General features: G+C 46.1%; 17 protein-coding genes. 1 reads left to right on the forward strand and 16 read right to left on the reverse strand.

Annotated features, from left to right (window positions below; translation table 11 throughout):
• Window positions 1-26: 26 nt before the first annotated feature.
• The 6 genes from ACSQ2E_RS19930 to ACSQ2E_RS19955 form a co-directional block, all read right to left on the reverse strand.
• Entirely contained in the window at window positions 27-227 is a 201-nt protein-coding gene (locus ACSQ2E_RS19930; RefSeq protein ID WP_034761269.1) for a hypothetical protein, read from the reverse strand.
• A 327-nt stretch (window positions 228-554) separates the two neighbouring features.
• The gene (locus ACSQ2E_RS19935) at window positions 555-2,003 is read right to left on the reverse strand and encodes a carbon starvation CstA family protein (RefSeq protein ID WP_435993472.1); all 1,449 of its coding nucleotides are present in this window, start codon (window positions 2,001-2,003) and stop codon (window positions 555-557) included.
• A 327-nt stretch (window positions 2,004-2,330) separates the two neighbouring features.
• Window positions 2,331-3,044, reverse strand: coding sequence for a LytR/AlgR family response regulator transcription factor (locus tag ACSQ2E_RS19940; protein ID WP_435993474.1), 714 nt, complete (start codon window positions 3,042-3,044; stop codon window positions 2,331-2,333).
• A complete protein-coding gene (locus ACSQ2E_RS19945; protein ID WP_435993476.1) occupies window positions 3,041-4,780 on the reverse strand; it encodes a LytS/YhcK type 5TM receptor domain-containing protein in 1,740 nt (579 codons plus the stop codon). The genes ACSQ2E_RS19940 and ACSQ2E_RS19945 overlap by 4 nt, the downstream gene beginning before the upstream one ends.
• A gap of 117 nt (window positions 4,781-4,897) precedes the next feature.
• Complete coding sequence (locus ACSQ2E_RS19950; protein WP_435993478.1) at window positions 4,898-5,740, reverse strand: YihY/virulence factor BrkB family protein; 843 nt, start codon at window positions 5,738-5,740, stop codon at window positions 4,898-4,900.
• A gap of 17 nt (window positions 5,741-5,757) precedes the next feature.
• Window positions 5,758-6,177: a hypothetical protein gene (locus ACSQ2E_RS19955; protein ID WP_435993480.1), complete on the reverse strand. Its 420-nt coding sequence runs from the start codon at window positions 6,175-6,177 to the stop codon at window positions 5,758-5,760.
• Between the two features lie 255 nt (window positions 6,178-6,432).
• Between ACSQ2E_RS19955 and ACSQ2E_RS19960 the strand changes: the two genes are divergently transcribed.
• Window positions 6,433-6,660, forward strand: a complete 228-nt coding sequence (locus tag ACSQ2E_RS19960; RefSeq protein ID WP_435993482.1) for a DUF1128 domain-containing protein — start codon at window positions 6,433-6,435, stop codon at window positions 6,658-6,660.
• A 74-nt stretch (window positions 6,661-6,734) separates the two neighbouring features.
• Here ACSQ2E_RS19960 and ACSQ2E_RS19965 read toward each other — a convergent pair whose 3' ends face one another.
• The 10 genes from ACSQ2E_RS19965 to motA all read right to left on the reverse strand — a co-directional run bounded on the left by ACSQ2E_RS19965 (window position 6,735) and on the right by motA (window position 20,165).
• Window positions 6,735-7,250, reverse strand: coding sequence for a type 1 glutamine amidotransferase domain-containing protein (locus ACSQ2E_RS19965; RefSeq protein ID WP_060671407.1), 516 nt, complete (start codon window positions 7,248-7,250; stop codon window positions 6,735-6,737).
• A 75-nt stretch (window positions 7,251-7,325) separates the two neighbouring features.
• Window positions 7,326-8,633, reverse strand: a complete 1,308-nt coding sequence (locus tag ACSQ2E_RS19970; RefSeq protein WP_435993484.1) for a lysine N(6)-hydroxylase/L-ornithine N(5)-oxygenase family protein — start codon at window positions 8,631-8,633, stop codon at window positions 7,326-7,328.
• Window positions 8,634-9,519: 886 nt separating this feature from the next.
• Window positions 9,520-10,527 (reverse strand): class I SAM-dependent methyltransferase, encoded by a 1,008-nt coding sequence (locus tag ACSQ2E_RS19975; protein WP_435993486.1) that lies wholly within the window; start codon window positions 10,525-10,527, stop codon window positions 9,520-9,522.
• The gene (locus ACSQ2E_RS19980) at window positions 10,524-11,840 is read right to left on the reverse strand and encodes an FAD-dependent oxidoreductase (protein WP_435993488.1); all 1,317 of its coding nucleotides are present in this window, start codon (window positions 11,838-11,840) and stop codon (window positions 10,524-10,526) included. The genes ACSQ2E_RS19975 and ACSQ2E_RS19980 overlap by 4 nt, the downstream gene beginning before the upstream one ends.
• A gap of 274 nt (window positions 11,841-12,114) precedes the next feature.
• Entirely contained in the window at window positions 12,115-14,547 is a 2,433-nt protein-coding gene (locus ACSQ2E_RS19985; protein WP_435993490.1) for a PAS domain S-box protein, read from the reverse strand.
• Window positions 14,548-14,679: 132 nt separating this feature from the next.
• The gene (locus tag ACSQ2E_RS19990) at window positions 14,680-15,609 is read right to left on the reverse strand and encodes a pseudouridine-5'-phosphate glycosidase (protein ID WP_435994659.1); all 930 of its coding nucleotides are present in this window, start codon (window positions 15,607-15,609) and stop codon (window positions 14,680-14,682) included.
• A gap of 19 nt (window positions 15,610-15,628) precedes the next feature.
• Window positions 15,629-16,723, reverse strand: a complete 1,095-nt coding sequence (locus tag ACSQ2E_RS19995) for a carbohydrate kinase (RefSeq protein ID WP_435993492.1) — start codon at window positions 16,721-16,723, stop codon at window positions 15,629-15,631.
• A gap of 132 nt (window positions 16,724-16,855) precedes the next feature.
• Window positions 16,856-18,247, reverse strand: a complete 1,392-nt coding sequence (locus tag ACSQ2E_RS20000; protein ID WP_435993494.1) for an alanine/glycine:cation symporter family protein — start codon at window positions 18,245-18,247, stop codon at window positions 16,856-16,858.
• A 348-nt stretch (window positions 18,248-18,595) separates the two neighbouring features.
• Window positions 18,596-19,387: a flagellar motor protein MotB gene (gene motB, locus ACSQ2E_RS20005; RefSeq protein WP_435993496.1), complete on the reverse strand. Its 792-nt coding sequence runs from the start codon at window positions 19,385-19,387 to the stop codon at window positions 18,596-18,598.
• On the reverse strand, window positions 19,374-20,165 hold the full coding sequence (motA, locus tag ACSQ2E_RS20010) for a flagellar motor stator protein MotA (protein WP_435993498.1): 792 nt from the start codon (window positions 20,163-20,165) through the stop codon (window positions 19,374-19,376). Before motA ends, motB begins: the two co-directional genes overlap by 14 nt.
• Window positions 20,166-20,318: the final 153 nt, after the last annotated feature.

The following is a 20,318-nucleotide window of genomic DNA, read 5'->3' on the forward strand; positions in this document are numbered from 1 at the left end:
TCCAAAAGAGCGCTCCTCTCCCCCAATTAGCTACCCATCTTCCGGCGGGTATTACTCGGCTTCTTCGTTTGCTGACTTTGCATGCGTTGGTTGGATGCAAGACCGCCTGTTGCCTGCTTGCCGCCTGCCTGTGCTTCTTTCTTCTTCGCAAGCTGCTGCTTCATCGCTTCCTGAAGGCTGATTTTTTTCTTTTCTGGCTGTATTTGTTGATCATTAGTATTCGACATAATGGGATCTCCTTTTTGAGACTACTAAATTTTTGAAACTACCTCCATTATAATACATCCTACCGGATAAAGACATCTGCCAGAAAAAGAAAATAAGCCAACCCCATAAAGGATTGGCAAAAAATATTTCTAGTGATATCCATTCTGTCCGTTTGCAGATCCGGAAGTTTTTTGTTTCGGTGTGTGTTTCCCGTTTTGCTTCGTACCGCCGTCTTTTTTCGTTTTCTTTGTCATGCTGAATCACTCCTACCATATAGTTTGTGAATCAATATTATTTTGTGCAAAAAAAGAAAAGAGTTTCCCGGTAATAACCGGAAAACTCTCCATTTACGCTGCTGGCTGCGGTACCTCTTCGTCGACCTGGATGACCGAACCATCGTTTAAGCGCTTTCTCAATGTGTAGATAAAGGCCAGGATTGACACAATCGTTATGACTGCAGCTCCCATATAAGCTGTGCCCATGGAAAGCCCGAATCCGATCGGAGCGTTCAGGATATACGTGAACGTGACCATGGTCATAAAGATAGCCGGGATCGTTGCGACCCAGTGTGGTTTCTTTTGCAGGGCCAGGTACATGGCGCCTACCCAAAGAGCAATCATCGCCGTCGATTGGTTTGCCCAAGAGAAGTATCTCCATAAGAGATTGAAGTCCATGCGTGTTAGTACGACTGAAATCACGAACAGTGGAACGGCAATCCAAAGGCGGCTGGACATTTTCACCTGTCCGACCTTGATGTAATCAGCAATAATCATCCGTGCACTTCGGAATGATGTATCCCCGGAAGTGATCGGAAGAACGATGACGCCAAGGATGGCAAGCGTTCCGCCGATGGAACCAAGCATCAGAACAGACACTTCACTCACGACTGCCGCAGGTCCTCCGTCTTTCAAGATCGCATTCAGTTCACCAGGCTCGAACAGGCTCATGGCTGCCGCTGCCCAGATCATCGCAATGATCGCTTCTAAAATCATCATACCATAGAAAATTTTGCGTCCGTTCTTCTCGTTTTGAGTCGTTCTTGAGATGATCGGTGACTGTGTTGCGTGGAAGCCTGAAAGGGCACCACACGAAATCGTCAAGAATAGTAAAGGAAAAATAGCGATAGAATCAGGATGCATATTCGTTAAAGATATTTCAGGAATATCCGCTCCCGTAATCACCAATCCTGCTCCGATACCTACCGCACTGATCAGAAGTAGAGCTCCAAACAGCGGGTATACTTTACCGATGATTTTATCAATCGGCAATAACGTTGCGACAATATAATAAATGAAAATGGCAGCGATGATCACGCCAAGTGAAATCCATGCTGGAGTCAGATTCGCAATCAGGGCTGCAGGTGCGGTAACGAACACCGTACCAACCAATACTAGTAACAGAATCGAGAATGCGTTGACCACATGCTTCATCGTTTTACCAAGGAAACGTCCTGCAAGCTCCGGTAAATGAGCCCCTCCGTTACGGATCGAAATCATTCCCGTTAAGTAATCATGAACCGCTCCGGCAAAAATCGCTCCGAGTACGATCCAAAGGAAAGCGACCGGTCCGTATAACGCTCCCATGATCGGACCGAAGATCGGGCCGACACCAGCGATATTCAACAGCTGGATCATGGAGTTCTTACCTGTTTTCATCGGAACATAGTCCACTCCATCCGCCTTTGCATAAGCAGGGGTGGAACGACTTTCATTCACTCCAAAAATCTTTTCAATCAATTTTCCATATGTGAAATAACCAATAATTAAGACAACAATTGAGACCAGGAATGTGACCATGTATATGATCCCCTTTCGTTCAGTTATGAATACGCTTTCATTATAGCAAGCATATTCACATTTTCGTCACATTCTGTCCAAGATGTTAAAAATCAGTGCTGAAATGCAGGAAGCAGGGATTGACGTGCTTTTGGAAATGGCCGGTGCCTGGTACTGATTGCGTAATTCGTGCCTGGTACAGATCGAGTGTTTTGTACCAGGCACCCATCAACCATTTTGTACCTGGTACAAAAATCAAAAATGTACCTGGTACAAAAATCAAAAAATGTACCTGGTACAAGTCCCTCCGATTGTACCAGGTACACCCAAACTACACTACAACTACAACTACAACTCCAACCGCTCCCGCAATTCCTTCACATAATTCCGGCTCACAGGAATCGCCTCATCAGCCCCATGAACCTTCAACTGGTATACGCCGCTCCCCCATGGAATCAGTTCTTCCACGAAGGGCAGCTGAACGAGATAGCTTTTGTGGACGCGGAAGAACGGATAGGTGCTGAGTTTTGCTTCCAATTCCTTGATTGGCAGCCTGCACGTGTATTTCTTTTTTTCCGTACAGATGAATGTTTCCCGCTCTTCCCTGAAAATGTAGAGAATATCCTCCGGCTTGACGAATACAATCTTATCCTCATCATGCACGGCCAGTTTCCCCAGGGATGGATTCTCACGGTGTTCGATCTTTACCAGGGACTTCAACCTCTCCATCGTTTGGGCAAGCTGATCCTCTTCAAAAGGCTTCAGCAGATAATCGACAGCCTCGACCCTGAACGCTTTAAGGGCATAGTCAGGGTAAGCCGTGGCAAAGACGATTTCCGGCTTATGCTTCATGTTCTGAAGGGTCTCGGCGAGATCCACTCCGCTCATGCCGGGCATCTCGATGTCCAAGAACAGGACGTCAGGTTCTTTCGTCAAAATGATTTCGAGGCCCTTCTCGGCTGAGCTTGCTTCCCCGACCACTTCCGCCCAGGGATAACTGCCGAGGAGATGCTTTATTTCCTCCCGGCTGTATGGTTCATCATCGATGATCGCGATTTTCATTCCTTTTCACTCCTTAACGTAAAGGCAACGGTGGTTCCACTTTCCTTTGAAGATGAGATCTTTAGCCCTGCTTCTTTTCCCATCATCATTTCCAGGCGTTTGTTCACATTGTATAGACCGATCCCTGTGCCTCCCTGTGATTCCACGGGCTCCGATAATAGCTTACTCATTCTGCCTTCAGCGATGCCACATCCATTATCCGTCACGCTGACGTTCACTTTCTCTCCTTCTTTCCTTATGGAGATCGTTAACATAAACCCTTCTTCTACATTTTTCATCCCATGCTTGATCGCATTTTCTACCAGGGGTTGCAGGGTGATGGAAGGGACTTTCACCTGTAAGGCATCTTCATCGATCTGGTACACGACTTCCAGCCGGTCAAAGAATCGTGCTTCTTCAATGGCCAGGTATGCTTTCACATGCTGTCCTTCTTCTTTGAGAGTGGACGTTGATTTCGTGCTCCCCGTCAGATTCTGGCGGACGAATTGGGAAAGGGAAATAAGCAGTGTCCTGGCCTTATCCGGATTGATCCGCGTCAATGACACGATGACATTGATCGTATTGAACAGAAAATGGGGATTGATCTGGGCCTGGAGCGCCTTTACTTCGGACTCTTTCGCAAGCTCCTTATGGGTATCGATTTCCGCAAGCTCCAGCTGATGACTAAGAAGTGTCGCAATCCCCTTGGTTAACTCCATCAATATCGGTGAAATTTCCTTTTCAGAGTGAAAATAGAATTTAAGGGTCCCGACGATGTCGTCCCCTTTTAAAAGCGGGGCCATGATGGCCGCTCCTAATGGACACCCGCTCCGGTCACACTGGATATCCTCCCGTCCCACCTTCATCAGGTCACCGGTTTCGATGACCCGTTTCGTTGCTTCCGTTTGTATCGGGCGCCCTTCATGGTGGTGATCAGAAGCAAGTCCGACATGAGCGAGGATGTGGGATGTATTCGTGATCGATACGGCCAGGGCATTGACATCCCTCATGAGGATTTCACATGTTGCCCGGGCTGACGATACGTTCAATCCTTTTCGCATATATTTCACCGTGCTGTCTGCCAGGCGCAGTGCTTTCTGGGACTGAGCAGCCCCCATCCGTTCCTCTTCTTGAAATACACTTTTAATGATAAGCAGGAAGATCCCTGTCCCGACAGCATTGGCGATAATCATCGGCCAACCGATATCAGACACGAGCAGGTAAGCATCGTCAAAGGGTTTCGACAATAACAGAATGAGAAGCATCTGCATCCCCTCTGCAATAAAGCCGACAAGAAACGCTTTTTTAGGGGAGACGAGCCTATTTTTCTTTTCGCGCTTTCCTATCCAGCCTGCCAACAGACCTGCGAGCACCGTCGAAATCCCGCATGAGAACGCCGTGAATCCCCCAAGGAAATACCGGTGGACACCCGCTACCAATCCGGCCCCGAGACCGATCCATGGACCACCGAGGAGTCCTGCTACCACAACGCCGATTACCCGCGAGTTCGCAATCGCTTCATTTTGTTGAAGATGCCATTGCCATTTCGTATATTCTTCCTGAAACGGATTCACGATCAACCCTGTATATGTACCAACGATTCCGAAGAAACCAAACAGCAGGATAAGGAGGAACGTCTGGGATTTCTTCACATGTGTTCGCTTCTCGATCAGATGCCGGAAGAAACTGATCCTCGTCATCACAAAGGCAATCGTGACGATGATGCCGAGCCGTTCTACCATTGCAGCAATTAACATATCCCCCACCTCACTTTCTCTATCACATAAAAAAAGAAGACCCCTTAAACACGAATGTTTAATAGAATCTTCCCCTACTCCAACCTTTACTATGTCAGGGGAATGATTTCCCCTATTTTAACACGAATCTTTGTCTTTAATCGTGACGAGTGCATTGATTTCTCCACCAATCATGATGATGATTCCCGTCAAGTAGAACCAGATCATGAGGACGATGATCCCACCGATGCTGCCGTATGTGGCGGAATAATTTCCAAAGCTCCCTACGTAATACGAAAAGGCCAAGGACGCGAGTACCCAACCAAGCGTCGCAAAGATCGCTCCCGGAAACGCACTTAAACATTTGATCCGTTTACTTGGAGCAAAAAAATACAATCCGACGAAAATGATAAAGAGAATGATGGGCGTGATGGCCCAGCGAATTCCGTTCCATATCGTTAAAAATTGATCTGAAAATCCGAATTGAGAAAATAGGAAAAGACCAATCTGCTTACCGAATACCGGAAGCAGGAGAGCGATGACAAATACCAGGATCATGGCGAATGTCAACAGAATGGACATCAGGCGCGTGGCAATGAACGACCTTGTTTCCTCGACATCATATGCCCGGTTCAAGCTCTTCACAATGGCATTCATCCCATTGGAAGCCGACCAGATCGTGGCGATGATACTGACGGAAAGTAAACCTGAATTGCGGTTGGACATGACGTCCTGCAGCGTTTCCTCAATCATCGACATCGTTTCACCCGGGGCAAAGTCCCTTACCAATCCAAGAATATCCCCCTGTTCAAAAGGCAGATACGGAAGAAGGGTGACAATAAATATCAGCAGTGGGAAGAGCGATAAAAGAAAGTAATAGGCAATTTGCGCAGCAAGGCCCGTTACGTCATTCGCACTGATATTGGCGAAAAGACTTTTCGAAAATCCTTTCCATTCTCCTTTGACCGTCTCATCCGACATGCTTTCACCTCATTTCGTTAATACCCCTTAAATGAAGAAGCAACCGGCTGGCTCTCTTCATCCTGAGCAGTTAGTTCATTCGATGGTTCTTGACCTGAAAATGTATCTTTATACGATTCTGAAGAGTCTTCAAACGTTTCTTTCGTCTCCTCGATGATCTCTTTCACCTGAGGGGTCATCCCTTTGATTTCATCTACTTTTTCACTGATGAAGTGAATGTCCCTCGAGACTTGATCGGCCGTCATGCGCAGTTTCTCATACACTTCCCTGGAAGATTCAAATAATCTCTGAGGATTTTTTGAATAGGTGGATATATACTGTCCACTGTTTTTTAAAGTAGAGCCCACTTCCTGACGTGTCGACCTGTCCAGTAGAGACAGAAGCCCTCCTGCAACAGCACCAAGCATGACCCCTTTGTAAAACTTATTTCTTCCCATATGTATTACCCTCCTTCAAATGATTATCGTTTTTTATTCAGCAATCGGCTGCAGCCGGATTCCACTACACCATATACTTTCTGGCGGCATTCTCACGTATTAGCTTATCTACTCATTTCCCATTCCTTTATAGTGTAAAACATTCTCCGAAAAAAATCCTCCAAGAGTCACTTCTATCCATGCCTCATTGACAAGATGAAGGAATCATGGAAAGATAAATGTACTACATTGCACGTCAGAAAGGACGATTCGAAGATGGATTTATCACAAAACACAGCAGAGAACATCGAATTCATGGTCACATCGATTAAAGAAAAATTAAGAATGGTCAATGCAGGTGCCGTCAAGCCTGAAGATTTCAATGAAGAAATGTACGAAGATCTCCACGACCTTTATGTCATGGTGAATCGCAAGGATCATTTCAGCCCGAGCGAAATGAACGCGATCATTGAAGAAATGGGTAACCTTAGAAGAAAAGCGTGATCAGTGACTAAAAAAAGGGACATTCCCACAAAGGTACAAAATACCTTGGGGAATGTCCCCTTTCATTTATCTGCCTATTTTGATAGAAGCGCCAGTGATTCACGGTTGAATGCCGGAATATCATCGGGCGTTCTGCTGGTTACAAGCTGATTGCCGCACACGACGACTTCTTTGTCCTCGTATGTCACACCGGCATATTCCATATCGACTTTGATGGACTTGAAGCCTGTTGCTTTTCGTCCTTCCAGCGCTTTTGCCGTAATAAGTAATTGTGGTCCGTGGCAAATCGCGAATACCGGCTTTTTCTCATCCATGAAATGCTTGGTGAATTTCACGAAACGATCATCTGCACGCAGCTGATCCGGAGAAAATCCGCCTGGTAATAATAAGGCATCAAAGTCTGCAGGATTGACATCATCGATGCTTTCATCGATTTTCACCGTTGCATCGCCCTGTTTGCCTTTGACTGATTTTCCTTTTTCTTTTTCAATCGTCACGACTTCGTGGCCTGCTTCTTTAAACGCTTTTTCAGGATCTGTAAATTCTACGTCTTCAAACATGTCTGTAATTAATGTTGCAATCTTAGCCATAAAATAGAACACTCCTACTATTGTTTGATTTATTATCACACTTATACTTTACCCGGCTCACAAAAATTAAAACCCTTAATTATCCATCGTGAATTGAGAGAAGATTGTATCCCTTTGTACTTCATACACTTCTTTCCCCACGATGTCATTAATGATATGAATATTCCGGTCGACGGCCAATCCAAGATTCGTCGCCCCGGCACCGTGGGAGTGCTCCAGATTCGTCACTGTGTAAAAATGATGATCGCGATCCGGCTTTTCTTTAAACTGAAGCTTATAGTTCCGGGAAACCTTAAATTTCTTATCATCTTCCCACACGATGTTGTCTTCAAATTCTTCAAAAAACCATTCAGGAATATTCGGCTTGTACCCTGTCGCTAAAATCACTTTATCGCTTTGATAAGTGAATTCACGGTCTTCCTGCCATTGGCGGCAACTCAATACGTAACCATCCCCTTTATTCCGGATCTTGTTCACTTCCGTCAGGGGCTGGATGGTCGTGCGGGGGGACTGATCGCTGCCGGAATGGTTATAGAGAATGTTATAAATATTGTTAAGGGTGTCCGGATCGATCCCGTTCCTGAGCTGATCGAGGGTTTTCAAGGCTTCCATCCGCTTTTCATACGTCAGTCCATGGAAATAGTCCACATAATCAGGGGCAAAGAATTCCTGCCCGAGCTTCGATGACTCAAGCTGCAGGATCCCCTCTGAACGGGTCAGCCATGTCAGCTGATATGAATGATTTTCCTGCTCCTTCAATAAATCATAGAACACCTCGGCTGCACTTTGACCAGATCCCACAATCGTGATGGAGGCCCCTTCCATCGTCGTTTTTTTATGGAACAGATACTTGCTCGTATGATGGACGTCCTCATCCGGCAACCCTTCCATTTCATCTAAAATAAGAGGCTTGCTTCCCGTTCCCATCACAATATGCTTCGCATAATAAACCTCACGCTCATCTTCCAGCCGGTTATCGACCACCACTTTATAACAATCGCCAACATCCTTTACCCCGATCACTTCACTATGAAATTGGCATGAACTCAGCTGACCCGAGACCCAGCGGGCATACTCATTGTATTCCTGACGCGGCATTTCAAACTTTTGAAAAAAGAAAAATTTATATAAACGATTATGGGTATGTAAATAATTCAAATAACTATACCGGCTCTGTGGATTCGCAAACGTCACCAGGTCTGCGATGAACGGCACCTGCAAATCGGTCTGGTCGATCAGCATCCCCGGGTGCCACTGAAACTCCGGAGTCTGATCGAAGAACTTCACTTTCAGATCTGTCCTCTCCTCCATCAGGGCAGCCAAACTCAAATTGTACGGCCCAATTCCGATTCCGATACAATCATATATTTCATGTTTACTCAATCGGCTCTCCTCCACATTCATGATCTACTTTTCTATTTTTACCCTAAAATAACGAGTGATTACCCTGTTACATAAAAAAATTATGATGAATGTGTGACCATGGTGTTCAGCAGCTGAATCTCTTTAGGTTTTTGACAGGTGAAGCTCTGGCGTTATTCAGCTGCTGATTTTCATCCACTATTCAGCAGCTGAACTATAAAGCAAACCCCAAACAAAAGAAGCTGGGACATAACTAAATCCGCTTCTTCTAGAGACGAACAATCAAAAAATAGTTAGGGATCACTTGTTACACCGCTTTTGATTTCCGTGCAAGACTTCGCTTTCCTCGGGCGGAAGGCAAGCCTCCTCGTCACTGACGCTCCTGCGGGGTCTTACCTATTCCGCTTTTCCCGTAGGAGTCTTCGTCTTGCACTCCAATCAATAGCTAGAACCTGCTATATAATAGGCAAATTTCACCAAGGTCTTTGTTACTCATACATAGACTATAATTTTCAAATGTTCGATCATTCAGGCAGTGTAGGTGCAGAAAAAGTATTTGTATAAGCAACGGTTATCGGTCACTGCAACTAATAGAATAAGAGTTGGTGTATGCAATGGGGAAGCAATCTCGACATTACAATGTTATAAGTGAAACACTTACGCTTCGAAAGTTGATTGGAGCGGAAGGTGCTCGACTCCTGCGGGAAACGCTGGACAGGTGAGACCCCGGAGGCGAAGCCGAGGAGGCTCACCGCCAGCCCCGCGGAAAGCGAGCACCTGGAGCGGAAATCAACCACTACTTACTACATCCAAAAGTAACAATATGTATGTAAACATCCAAATGAAAAATCCGAACGATTTCGATGTATAAATAAAATTTCGAATGATCGTTCGGTTTTTCTTTTAACTAAATACTTTTGTCCCAACCTCTTTTCCTGAATATCATTACGTACCATCCGCCTTCTTTCACGATCGGCTCGACGGACTCGACTTTGAAATTGGTTTTCCCGGCGAGTGTCTCCATTTCCTTCTGGGAAGGAATCGGGTACAGGTTCTGGAATGTCATGAAGAAACTGTTGAAGGCACTGGAGAATTGTTTTCCATGCTTGGATTTCTGCATTGGTGTCAGGACGAAGAAGACCCCTTCGGACCCGAGCCACGCAGATGCTTTTTCAAAAAATTGCAGACGTTCGGATGGATCGATATAGTGAAAGAGATTATTGGCCATGATCATATCAAAGTGCTGTTCGGGCTCATATTCATGCAGGTCTCCACAGTGGATATCGATATTTTCGAAGTCTTTAAGAGACTTTTCTGCCGCTTTGGCAACGGCTTGATGGATCTCGACCCCCACCATTTTCTTATCAGGATAACGCTCTCCTATCCTCTTCACATACCCTCCTTCACCGCATCCCAAGTCCAGTATGGAGTCCGCATTGTATTTCTTAATCGCCTTCTGCACCTTTGGAAAAGCAAATCGTTCCAATAGGATCGACGTTTTCGCTACGGTTGAGCCGTGGACATCCGAGTTAAAGTGCTGTTTCGTCTGATTCCGGAGTAGTTGAGGGTACGATAACAGGGCCGGGATATGCAACTCCATCATTTCTTTCAGCAGGATCCCCGATGAGTGGGGATCTTTTTTGGATGTAGGAAGCTTCCATCTGTTCCTCGTCGTGACTTTTGCGTCCTCCACCCGTTTCAAATGCTTAATGGTGATCCCTACTTCCACCCATTGTTCAAGGAGGTCCATTTCGATGTTTTGAGAGAGCGCCACTTCCTGAATGGAAGCAGGCTTTGTAAATTGATCGAACAGATCCATTTCATATCCGACATAGGCATGCCAGCTGTATAAGAAAGGGACATTCTTTTTCATCCAGGTACGCGCCCGCCATACCTTTACCATTTCTCCAATCATTGTAACGCCTCCTTTCCTTTCCAGGGATAGTCCTGCTTTTCAGTAAATGCAGTCGTTGATTTTTCTTCTTCTGTTAATGAATCAAGTCTGATCGGAAGCATGCCCCCCTGGATCATCCGGTCATAAAGGGTTTCCCTCCACACGCCGAGACCTGAAATGTTCAGCATCTGTTTGTAATGGGAAATCGAATCCTTTTCCATCCTCTGCAGGCTCTTATTCCGGAGCCAGCCGACGGGTCGGTAAGGATAGGAATAGACGAGGGCCGATAAGTGACTGAGGTGCATCTGATGGGCGACCCTCTTTTTTCTTACCTTTGGATACCATTCCAAATTGGCCGGATCTAATTTCCCCTCTTTATACATGTCACATAATAGCTCACCGAGGATACTGCCATCCTGAATCGCCATATTCATCCCTTCACCCGCCATGGGATGAACCGTATGGACGGCGTCTCCGATAAGGGCGAAATGATCCTTCACATAGGTCTCAGCATGATATTTCAATGGGACCATGAGCTGAATTTTCTTCCAATCGTCTATCTGATTCACATACCCGTCAAGATCCGGGCACATGTCAATATAAAGTTTATGAAACTCTGAAATCGGTTTTTTCCGGAGTGTTTTGTATTCACCTGCCGGGATAAGATAAACCGACCTCACCTCATTGTCCGGTAGTGGAAACAAGCCTAAAAATGACTGATATGTAGAAATGATGCGCCCCTTCACCATTTCCTTTGGTCGTGGGAATGTAACCGTGAGGAAATGATGATTGTACTTTTTCTCTTTCACATCCACTTCCATATAGTCGCGGGTGACTGAGCTCCTTCCCTCTGCCCCGATAATGAAGTCACTGTGAATCTCAGTTTCTGCCTTCGACTCCCGGTCCAGGACAGTCACCGAATGACCATTTATCTTTTTACAGACGGTATTCGCCCGATAATGGAAGGATGGATATGCTTCCCCTTTTTTTCGCAGGATGCCCTTTAGCGTTTCATGATGGATCATGAGGGAAAATGGATACGGAGTCGGGAGGATGGAATAGCTCATGGTTGAATGTTCTGCCTTCGATTTGGCCCGTTTCAATTCAATCAGTTCCAGATCGGAAATGCTGTGTCCGTTCTGGAAGACATCGTCTATGACACCCAGGGAATCGAATATTTCCAGGCTTTTCGGCTGGAGAAGCTCACCCTTGTAAACGGAACCCGGCCCCGGCAACCGCTCTACGACGGTTACATCGATGTTACACTGGGCGAGTTTCAGTCCGAGTGTCAGACCTCCAATGCCTCCACCGCTTATAAAGACGTTCGTCTTCATCTCTCTTCACCTCTTTCCATTCATTTAACCTATTTCCAGGATGTTGAAACTTGCCGGTGTGCTCCCGACAAGAGGTGACAAGTTCCTTCCAAGAAAACCTTCATGAAGAAATTTGTAGAAGAGGCTATTTCCCGGGAAAATATCAGCGTTACCACTCACTTCCCTCCAAATTCTTTTTCATTATTTGTCGGATTATTTCATTTAAAAAATCGACAATACCCGTGTAAACAAAAAAACTCCACGACAAGATTCATCTCTCATCGTGGAGTACTTTCTAATGATCTTTGGCAATCGGCAAAAGGATCGTGACGGTGGTCCCTTCGCTTACGTTGCTTTGAATCGATAGTGAGCCGTGATGCTCCTTGATGATTTTCTGACAAATCATCAGTCCGAGTCCGGTCCCTTTTTCTTTCGTGCTATAAAACGGTTCGCCCAGGTGCTTCATGCGCTCAGGAGGGATCCCGCTCCCGTTGTCCTGAATCGAGATTTTCCCATGGCCATCCACCTTTTCTAACTGAACATTGAGGAGTCCCCCGGCAGGCATGGCTTCCAGGGCATTTTTCATCACATTCAAGATGACCTGTTTCATTTGATGGGAATCACAGTGAATTTCGGCTTCTTCCACAGAGAACCTTACATCGACCCCCTGCTTCAGGCATTCCATCTTGATGAATTCAACAGAGCTCGTGAGAAGGGTTGTCAGGGATGTCAGGGAAAACTTGACGGCCCTTGGTTTTGCCAATGCCAGAAACTCATTGGTGATGATTTCGATCCGGTCAAGCTCACCCTGGATGACACCAAAATAAAAGTCATCTTTTGCATTTTCCTTCATGAGTTGTAAGAATCCTTTCAGAGTCGTCAGGGGATTCCTGATTTCGTGAGCCACGCCCGCTGCAAGCTGACCGATCATCGCCAGCTGCTCTGACTTCTTCAGCAGGTCTTCGTTAAGCTTCTTCTCGGACAGATCACGTATGATGGCAGAAATCCCGATCAGCCTGTCATTATCATTCAAGATTGGATTCATATTAAACGCAATCTCAACCGGTGAGCCGTCTTTCCGGTACCGGATGGTTTCATAGTCTTTGATCCGTTTCCCGGCCATCACTGTGGCCAGGTTTTGTTTGAACTGACCGACCTGATCTTCCTGATGGAGAAAGGTGATTTCCCTTCCTGTGATTTCATCCTTTGTCCACCCGAACATCGATTCAAACTGTTGATTCACTTTTAAGACCTTTCCTTCCGGATCCAGAAGGGCGATCCCGTCTCCTGCATGCTCGAAATAGGCTTCAAGCAGCTCTTTCGCTTCTTTCAGTTCTTCTTCCATCTGCAGTTTCTCCGTGATGTCCTGTCCAAATCCGTAAATCCCGATCACCTTATTCTTTACACGGATCGGGATGTTGGTGACGGCTACATGTCTTTTGCCACCTTCTTCATTTTCAAAGGTGGTCACGAATCTCGACGCTTCTCCTTTAAGGGCGACTTCAAATTTCTTGATGGCCGTTTTCTTACTGCCCTCTGCTATGAACTCACTGAAATGGCTCCCGATCATATGCGGTGAAATGTGGTCCCACTGGGTTTTCACCGCGGGATTCACCTCTTGTATGATTCCGTTTGTATCGACCATATAGATATTATCGGGACTGTATTTTACGATTGATTTATATTTCTGTTCGCTTTCGATCAGTTTTCTCTGGATATCCTTGATCAGGGAAATGTCTGATATGGACACGATGATTTCCACCACGGCACCTTTTTGAACTACCGGGACGATGGAAGCCAAATACTCCAATTCCTTGTATTCGTCTTCATAGGTTAACTCTTCTCCCGTTTCCCATATCCGCTTTAGCTTCGGCTGGATTTTCCCTAAATGGTGGGAATCGAACACTTCCTGAATCGTTTTCCCGATCACTTTCGAAGGAGTCAAATTCAGCTTATTCAATAGCTCACCCGCTGCCATTTCAATGACAAAGTCCTGATCGCTTTTCTTTATCTTGTACGTGATGGTCTTTTGAAGGCGGAGGGTATTTTCAAGTTCCACCTTCAAGGACATCAATTCATTTTCATATTTTTTCTTTTCTGTGATGTCGTGAAGGATGATCCCCACACTGTCCACCGTTCCATCACTCTGATAATTGGCTGGAGAAATGGTGATGTTACAGGTGATTTTCCGATGCATACCCATATCGAAAGTAACTTCTTCTCCTGTCGTATTCAAGCCTTTCAAGCCATTTTTCACAATGGAACGAAAGGGTTGATTCTCTAGGGGCTGCTGCTGACAGAGGGGTTCTCCAAGAATGGCATCAGAAATCTGAAACAGCTCCTGGAAAGACTGATTCATTTCCATCACGTTTCCGTATTTATCAATGATACATACGCAGGTAGGAGTGTTGTGGATAAGGGCTTCATAAATCGCCGAATGAGAATGATTGGAATCGTCGTGTGAAACACCGGACCCCAGTGGGATCATCATAACCAATTCTTTGGACGCATCAATCTGTTTTCTCTTGAATCCGTAGTATTGATGATGCAAGCGAATGGAATAATCATCATCCTCTAACATTTTCAGGAGAAGATTGTCTTCCTTGAGGGTGATCCCCCTCCATTCTTCATTTTGTTCTATAAAAGATGGTTGTGTCACATCGATTATTGCTGCCGGGGCTGGAATTGAATCTACATTCAATGCATGATTAGGGTGCATTTGAGCCATAGTACCTTCCTTTATCGTAACGTTATTACCACCATTTTACCCTACCTTTTCGAACATATAAACGACGAATGTCAATTCACACGAAAAACCCGGGCACATCTTTCTGCCCGGGTCATTTACAGTCAACTATATTCAAATCGCTTCAATCCGGCGAAGTTCGGAGTACCGAACGGCAATCTCTGCCCCGATATGAGCATTATGCTTCACGAGGGCGATATTGGCCGTCAGGCTCTTCCCATCCGTCAGCTCCTTTACTTTTCCAAGCAGGAAGGGAGTGGCTTCCTTTCCTTTGATCCCTTCTGAATCCGCTTCTTTTAACGCGGCTTCAATGATACGATCCACCTCCTGTTCATCCATGGCATCCTCTTCAGGAATCGGATTGGCTATAACCACTCCACCCTTAAGACCAAGTTCCCATTTCGCTTTCAGTATGCCTGCAGTCTCTTCTGCTGATTCAACTTTATAATTAACGGAATAAGGGCTGCTTTTTGTATAAAAGGCCGGCAATGAGTCGGTTTTGTATCCTAACACGGGTACTCCCTTTGTCTCCAAGTATTCCAGGGTCAGGCCGATATCCAATATGGATTTAGCCCCGGCACACACGACAGCGACATTCGTTACAGCCAGTTCCTCAAGATCCGCCGAAATATCCATCGTCACTTCCGCATTCCGGTGTACCCCTCCGATCCCGCCCGTCACAAATACCGGGATATCAGCAAGTTCTGCACAAATCATCGTTGCCGCCACCGTCGTCGCCCCGTCTTTACCGGAGGCCAGGATATAAGGGATATCACGGCGGCTCACCTTGGACACGTCTCTTGCCTGCCCTAAATATTCAAGCTCCTCCTGAGATAATCCGATTTTAATCTTTCCATTCAAAATCGCGATCGTTGCCGGTACCGCGCCTTTTGATCGAATGATATCTTCAACTTCCCTTGCCGTCTTCACATTTTGTGGATATGGCATACCGTGTGAGATGATCGTTGACTCCAATGCCACAATCGCCATGCCCTTCCTTTTTGCTTCTTTGACTTCCTCTGAGTATTCCACATATGAATGGATATTCACAACCATTTCCCCCTTAATAATAGAGACTGAACTCCTGTTGCAGCTTACTTTCGTTAAGAGTTGGCGCCACCGTATGCCTCGACTGAAGGGTGATCGAAGAACAAATCACACCGATCCTGCACGCCCCGTCCGTATCGGATCCCTTTAAGTAGCCGAATAATATACCGGCTACGAGGGCATCACCCGCCCCGGTCACATCCTGTACCTCAACCTTTGGAGGCAGGATGGCCGTTGCTTCCTTGTATGTAGTGTAATAAATCAGCCCCTGATCTCCACGGGTAATGACAGCACGCTCGGCGCCTCTCATCGTCAGGTCCTTCGCCGCCTTGAAATAATCCCCCTCGGTTTCAATCGTCATATTCAGATACATCTCTGCTTCGCCTTTATTGCAGATGAACCATGACACCCCTTCCAATGAAGGAGGGAGTTTCTTCACCTTTGGAGCCGAGACAGGGATCACTGCCAAAGGAACCCCTTCGGATTGGCATCTCCGGATAATGTACTTCAATACGTCTTCCGGAAAATTCGTATCGAGCAGCACCATTTCTGAAGAGGCAATCAAGCCCCATCGTCTTTCTATAAAGCCAATGTCAACGCTTTCATAAATGTTCATATCAGCCAAGGCAAATAACAGTTCACCCTTTTCGTCCAATACGGCAGAATAAGCCCCAGTGCTTTCATTTAATAGCCTCTGGGACCCGGACACATCAGCGAAGGTTTTCGTCTGGTCCATGAGCCAGCTGCCTTCTGGGTCTTCCCCTACGACGGTGATGAGATTAGTAGACTTTCCGAGTCTCCCAAGATTCTCAGCAACATTTCTCGCCACACCGCCACTCGTCTGTTCCGAGCTCGCAGGATTGGATGTCTCCGGGATCATCTCACCCAGCAACTGCATCTTGCGGTCGACGTTGGCTCCCCCTATGCAGGTGATCCCGTTCCTCTTTGGTATCACATACGCTCGCCCTAAAATTTTCCCCTGTCTGACCAGATTGGATATATAACCGGCTACGGCCGATCGCGAAATCCCACTTCTCTCGGATAATTCCTGCTGCGTCATAAACGGATTCTCTTCGATGAAAGACAATAAAAGCTTTTCTTTCTCGTTCACTTTCTCCCACCCCTATAAAGAAAAGTAACTTTTGTTAATATTCTAAACTTTTGTTTTATTTTACACAAGTTGGAAGTTTGGTTAACAGAAAAAAAGACTTGCTCTTCCCATTGGAAAAACAAGTCTATCAGTTTAAGATATTTTCTTTTCTTTTACCTTACCCGTGTCCTTTAAATAGTATTCTTCGGAAGTAAAGAACTCATTGGTGAGTCTTTTAACCTCTTTACTTAATAAAAGGACCGCGATGATATTCGGAATCAATATGGCTGCAAGGGCTAAATCAAGGAACTGCCAGATGACCTTTGCAGCTCCGACCGATCCAAGGACGATGGCAACGGTATAAACCACTTTGATTCCCTGAGCCGCCTTCCAGCCGAACAGGAATTCAGCCTGCTTTGCACCATAAAAGACAATGACGATGATCGTGGACAAGACGAAGAAAATCAATGAAATCGTGACAAGAATCCCGCCAAACTCACCGAAATAGCTCGTAAATGCCTCCGTTGTCAGGGCTGAAGGATCATCGAGGGCATTTTCTGAGGTCCACACTCCTGATGATAAGACGACAAAAGCAGTAGCTGTACAGACAATGATCGTATCGATCACAATCCCCACAATCGCCCAAAGACCCTGTCGCACAGGATGATCCGTTTGCGCCGCTGCATGAGCAATCGGAGCAGTTCCGAGCCCTGCCTCATTGGAGTATAATCCCCTGGCAAATCCCCAGCGGATCGTCTCTGCGATGGCAACCCCGGCAAAGCCTCCCATTGCAGACATAGGTTGAAAGGCATGTGACAGAATCAAACTGAAGAATTCAGGTACTGCCTCAATATTCATAAACAAAATCACTAAGGCGCTCCCTACATAAATCAGGGCCATGAACGGAACGAAGATCTCCGTCACCTTACCGATCCTTTTGATACCGCCGAATACAATCAGCACGACGATAAGCGCAACGACAATACCCGTAATCAATCCATCTACCTTAAAAGTTTCTTCTACGGTAGAAGCTACAGCATTCCCTTGTACCATGATGCTTGGAATCAACTCGATCATAAGGGCAAAGGCGAACCAGACGCCAAGCCACCTCATGTTCAATCCTTTCGTCATATAGTACATGGGACCGCCCACATATTCCCCTTTTTCATTCTTCTCACGATAGCGGACCGCAAGTACACTCTCCGAGAACTTAAGCGCCATCCCGATAAGGGCAATGACCCACATCCAGAAAATAGCTCCAGGACCACCAAACATGATCGCAGCCGGGACCCCAACGATATTCGCCGCCCCGATCGTGGACGACAGTGCGGACGTCAGCGCCTGGAGGGGAGTGACCGTCCCTTCTCCCTTCGGCTCTTTAAACACACTTCCAACCGTTTGCTTAAAAATGTAAAGAGGATACCTAAATTGTATAAATTTCAATAAAACTGTTAAGTACAAACCCGTTGCACCCAGGACGATGATCAATGGTGGACCCCATAACCACGCCGAAATTTTACCTATGATGTCAAAAAACGTACTCAATCGTGCTCCTCCTTTGATAGAGGCAGTGGCTAACGTTTGGAATAAAAAGCGGGGGAATAGCTGTTTCCTACGTATGTATAAAACCTATCATTTAATTAACACAGACCCCGAATCCTGAAAAATCAGCCACTACTTCTACATGCTTTTCCAGACTTTTTCCCTAATAGAGGGGCTGTAAAACATTTTGAGGAGAATTCTTATTTAATGCGTTCAGAAGTCCCCTGTGGGAGGTCATCACCATGAGAAATCAGTCATTCTATGAGTGACTTCCTTCGACAAGATCCCTCCATTTCCCCGGAAATACGTCAAAAACCTGCAGCCGACGATCCATCAGCTGCAGGTTCCCTTCTATTCTGTCACCCTCGGTAATATCAACACTTCCACCCGACGGTTCTGTCCCCGTCCTTCTGCTGTTCCATTGTCTGCGATCGGTTCGAATTCACCGAATCCTTTCGCGCTGAACCATTGGGGGTCAAGAGCGGAATTGTCTAAAATGATTTTCATGAAATTGACCGCCCGCATGACGCTAAGCTCCCAGTTCGAGTCGAATTCTGCATTCCGGATGGGCACATTATCTGTATGACCGCTGATGATGATGTTTCGCGGAGGATTCATTTCGAGAAGGCCCGATAATTCCTCAGCAACATTCTGGTCACTGCCCTGGACCGTGGCAGACCCCGAGTCGAATAATACATTGTCGCGAATCGTGAGGAGGAGCCCTTCATCCGTCAGCTTGGTGACGAATTGAAGCTCCAGATTATTCGTTTTGATGTATTCGTTTATTTTTTTCTGGATTTCCTTCAGCTCTTCCTGGTCCTTTATAAAGGCCTGCTTTTCAAGTGCTTCTTTACTTAATTCTTTTTCTTTTTCCTTATCTATCCCGGCTGATGCAGCCTGCTTCTGTTCTTGATCGCTTGACTGCTGGGGGGCGACAGGGCTTGGATGCTCCATCATCCCCGTGCCTCCGGTGAAGATTTCACTGAATACCTGAGAGAGTTCCTTGAACTTCTGGGCGTCCACCGAGCTTGATGCGTACAAGACGATAAACAGGGCCAATAACAGGGTGAGTAGGTCAGCATACGGAATGAGCCAGGATTCATCCATATGTTCGTCATCATGTTTCTTCTTACGCCGCCTCATCCTCATCCCCCTTTAGTAACATGATCCGTTCACTTGCCGGCAAATAGGATGCAAGCTTCTGTTCAATCACCCGGGGAGATTCTCCCTCAATGATGGAAAGAATGCCTTCCACCATCATCATTTTCATTTGGACTTCACGCTTGGATTTCCGTTTCAGCTTGTTGGCAAAAGGATGCCATAAAACGTAACCTGTGAAGATACCAAGCAATGTCGCAACGAAGGCTGCAGAAATCGCATAGCCGAGCTCATCGGTATTATCCATGTGGCTGAGGGCTGCGATCAACCCAATGACGGCCCCCAGGACCCCAAGTGTCGGCGCATACGTCCCTGCCTGTGTAAAGATGAGGGCTCCTGCACTATGACGCTCTTCCATGGCATCGATTTCTTCATGAAGCACATCCCTTATGTAATCGGCACTCTGACCATCCACCGCCAAGGAAAGTCCGTCCCTGAGGAATGGATCATCCACTTCCTGGGTTTTCGCTTCCAGTGCTAGCAGCCCTTCTTTCCGTGCAAGATCCGCCACTTGTGAGAAGAATTGGATCGTTTGTTTGGGGTCCTGCAATTTTTGTTCTTTAAACAATATGCCGAAGAGTTTCGGTACTTTTTTGATTTCGTGTGTCGGGAACGCGATGGTCACTGCGGCCACCGTCCCCAGTAAAATAATTAAAATAGCTGCAGGGTTCAATAAGGCAACCGGGCTTACTCCTTTGAACACCATCCCTACTCCCACCGCTATCAATCCTAAAATGACTCCTATTAAAGACGTCTTATCCATCTGATCGCTCCACCTTACTCATCGTAGTCTATTACTAATATCGGATAAAGCCGCTGATTATTGAGTGATAGTTTTATTCAAAATTTTGTAAAAATTACTGTAAAACGTTATGAAGAATCAGTCTGCATTTGTCGATATATGGAATATAAGGGA

Origin of the sequence: Rossellomorea sp. LjRoot5 (assembly GCF_964253455.1) — a bacterium.
In the GTDB taxonomy this organism is placed as follows: Bacteria; Bacillota; Bacilli; order Bacillales; family Bacillaceae_B; genus Rossellomorea.

Excerpts from the sequence above, each read along its gene's own strand:
- ACSQ2E_RS19940 (WP_435993474.1), bottom strand. The coding sequence starts at position 3,044 with ATGAAAATCGCGATCATCGATGATGAACCATACAGCCGGGAGGAAATA.
- ACSQ2E_RS19980 (WP_435993488.1), bottom strand. The coding sequence starts at position 11,840 with ATGAAGACGAACGTCTTTATAAGCGGTGGAGGCATTGGAGGTCTGACA.
- ACSQ2E_RS19965 (WP_060671407.1), bottom strand. The coding sequence starts at position 7,250 with ATGGCTAAGATTGCAACATTAATTACAGACATGTTTGAAGACGTAGAA.
- ACSQ2E_RS19985 (WP_435993490.1), bottom strand. The coding sequence starts at position 14,547 with ATGGCTCAAATGCACCCTAATCATGCATTGAATGTAGATTCAATTCCA.
- ACSQ2E_RS19935 (WP_435993472.1), bottom strand. The coding sequence starts at position 2,003 with ATGGTCACATTCCTGGTCTCAATTGTTGTCTTAATTATTGGTTATTTC.
- motA (WP_435993498.1), bottom strand. The coding sequence starts at position 20,165 with ATGGATAAGACGTCTTTAATAGGAGTCATTTTAGGATTGATAGCGGTG.
- motB (WP_435993496.1), bottom strand. The coding sequence starts at position 19,387 with ATGAGGCGGCGTAAGAAGAAACATGATGACGAACATATGGATGAATCC.
- ACSQ2E_RS19945 (WP_435993476.1), bottom strand. The coding sequence starts at position 4,780 with ATGTTAATTGCTGCAATGGTAGAACGGCTCGGCATCATCGTCACGATT.
- ACSQ2E_RS19975 (WP_435993486.1), bottom strand. The coding sequence starts at position 10,527 with ATGATTGGAGAAATGGTAAAGGTATGGCGGGCGCGTACCTGGATGAAA.
- ACSQ2E_RS19960 (WP_435993482.1), top strand. The coding sequence starts at position 6,433 with ATGGATTTATCACAAAACACAGCAGAGAACATCGAATTCATGGTCACA.
- ACSQ2E_RS19930 (WP_034761269.1), bottom strand. The coding sequence starts at position 227 with ATGTCGAATACTAATGATCAACAAATACAGCCAGAAAAGAAAAAAATC.
- ACSQ2E_RS19950 (WP_435993478.1), bottom strand. The coding sequence starts at position 5,740 with ATGTCGGATGAGACGGTCAAAGGAGAATGGAAAGGATTTTCGAAAAGT.
- ACSQ2E_RS19955 (WP_435993480.1), bottom strand. The coding sequence starts at position 6,177 with ATGGGAAGAAATAAGTTTTACAAAGGGGTCATGCTTGGTGCTGTTGCA.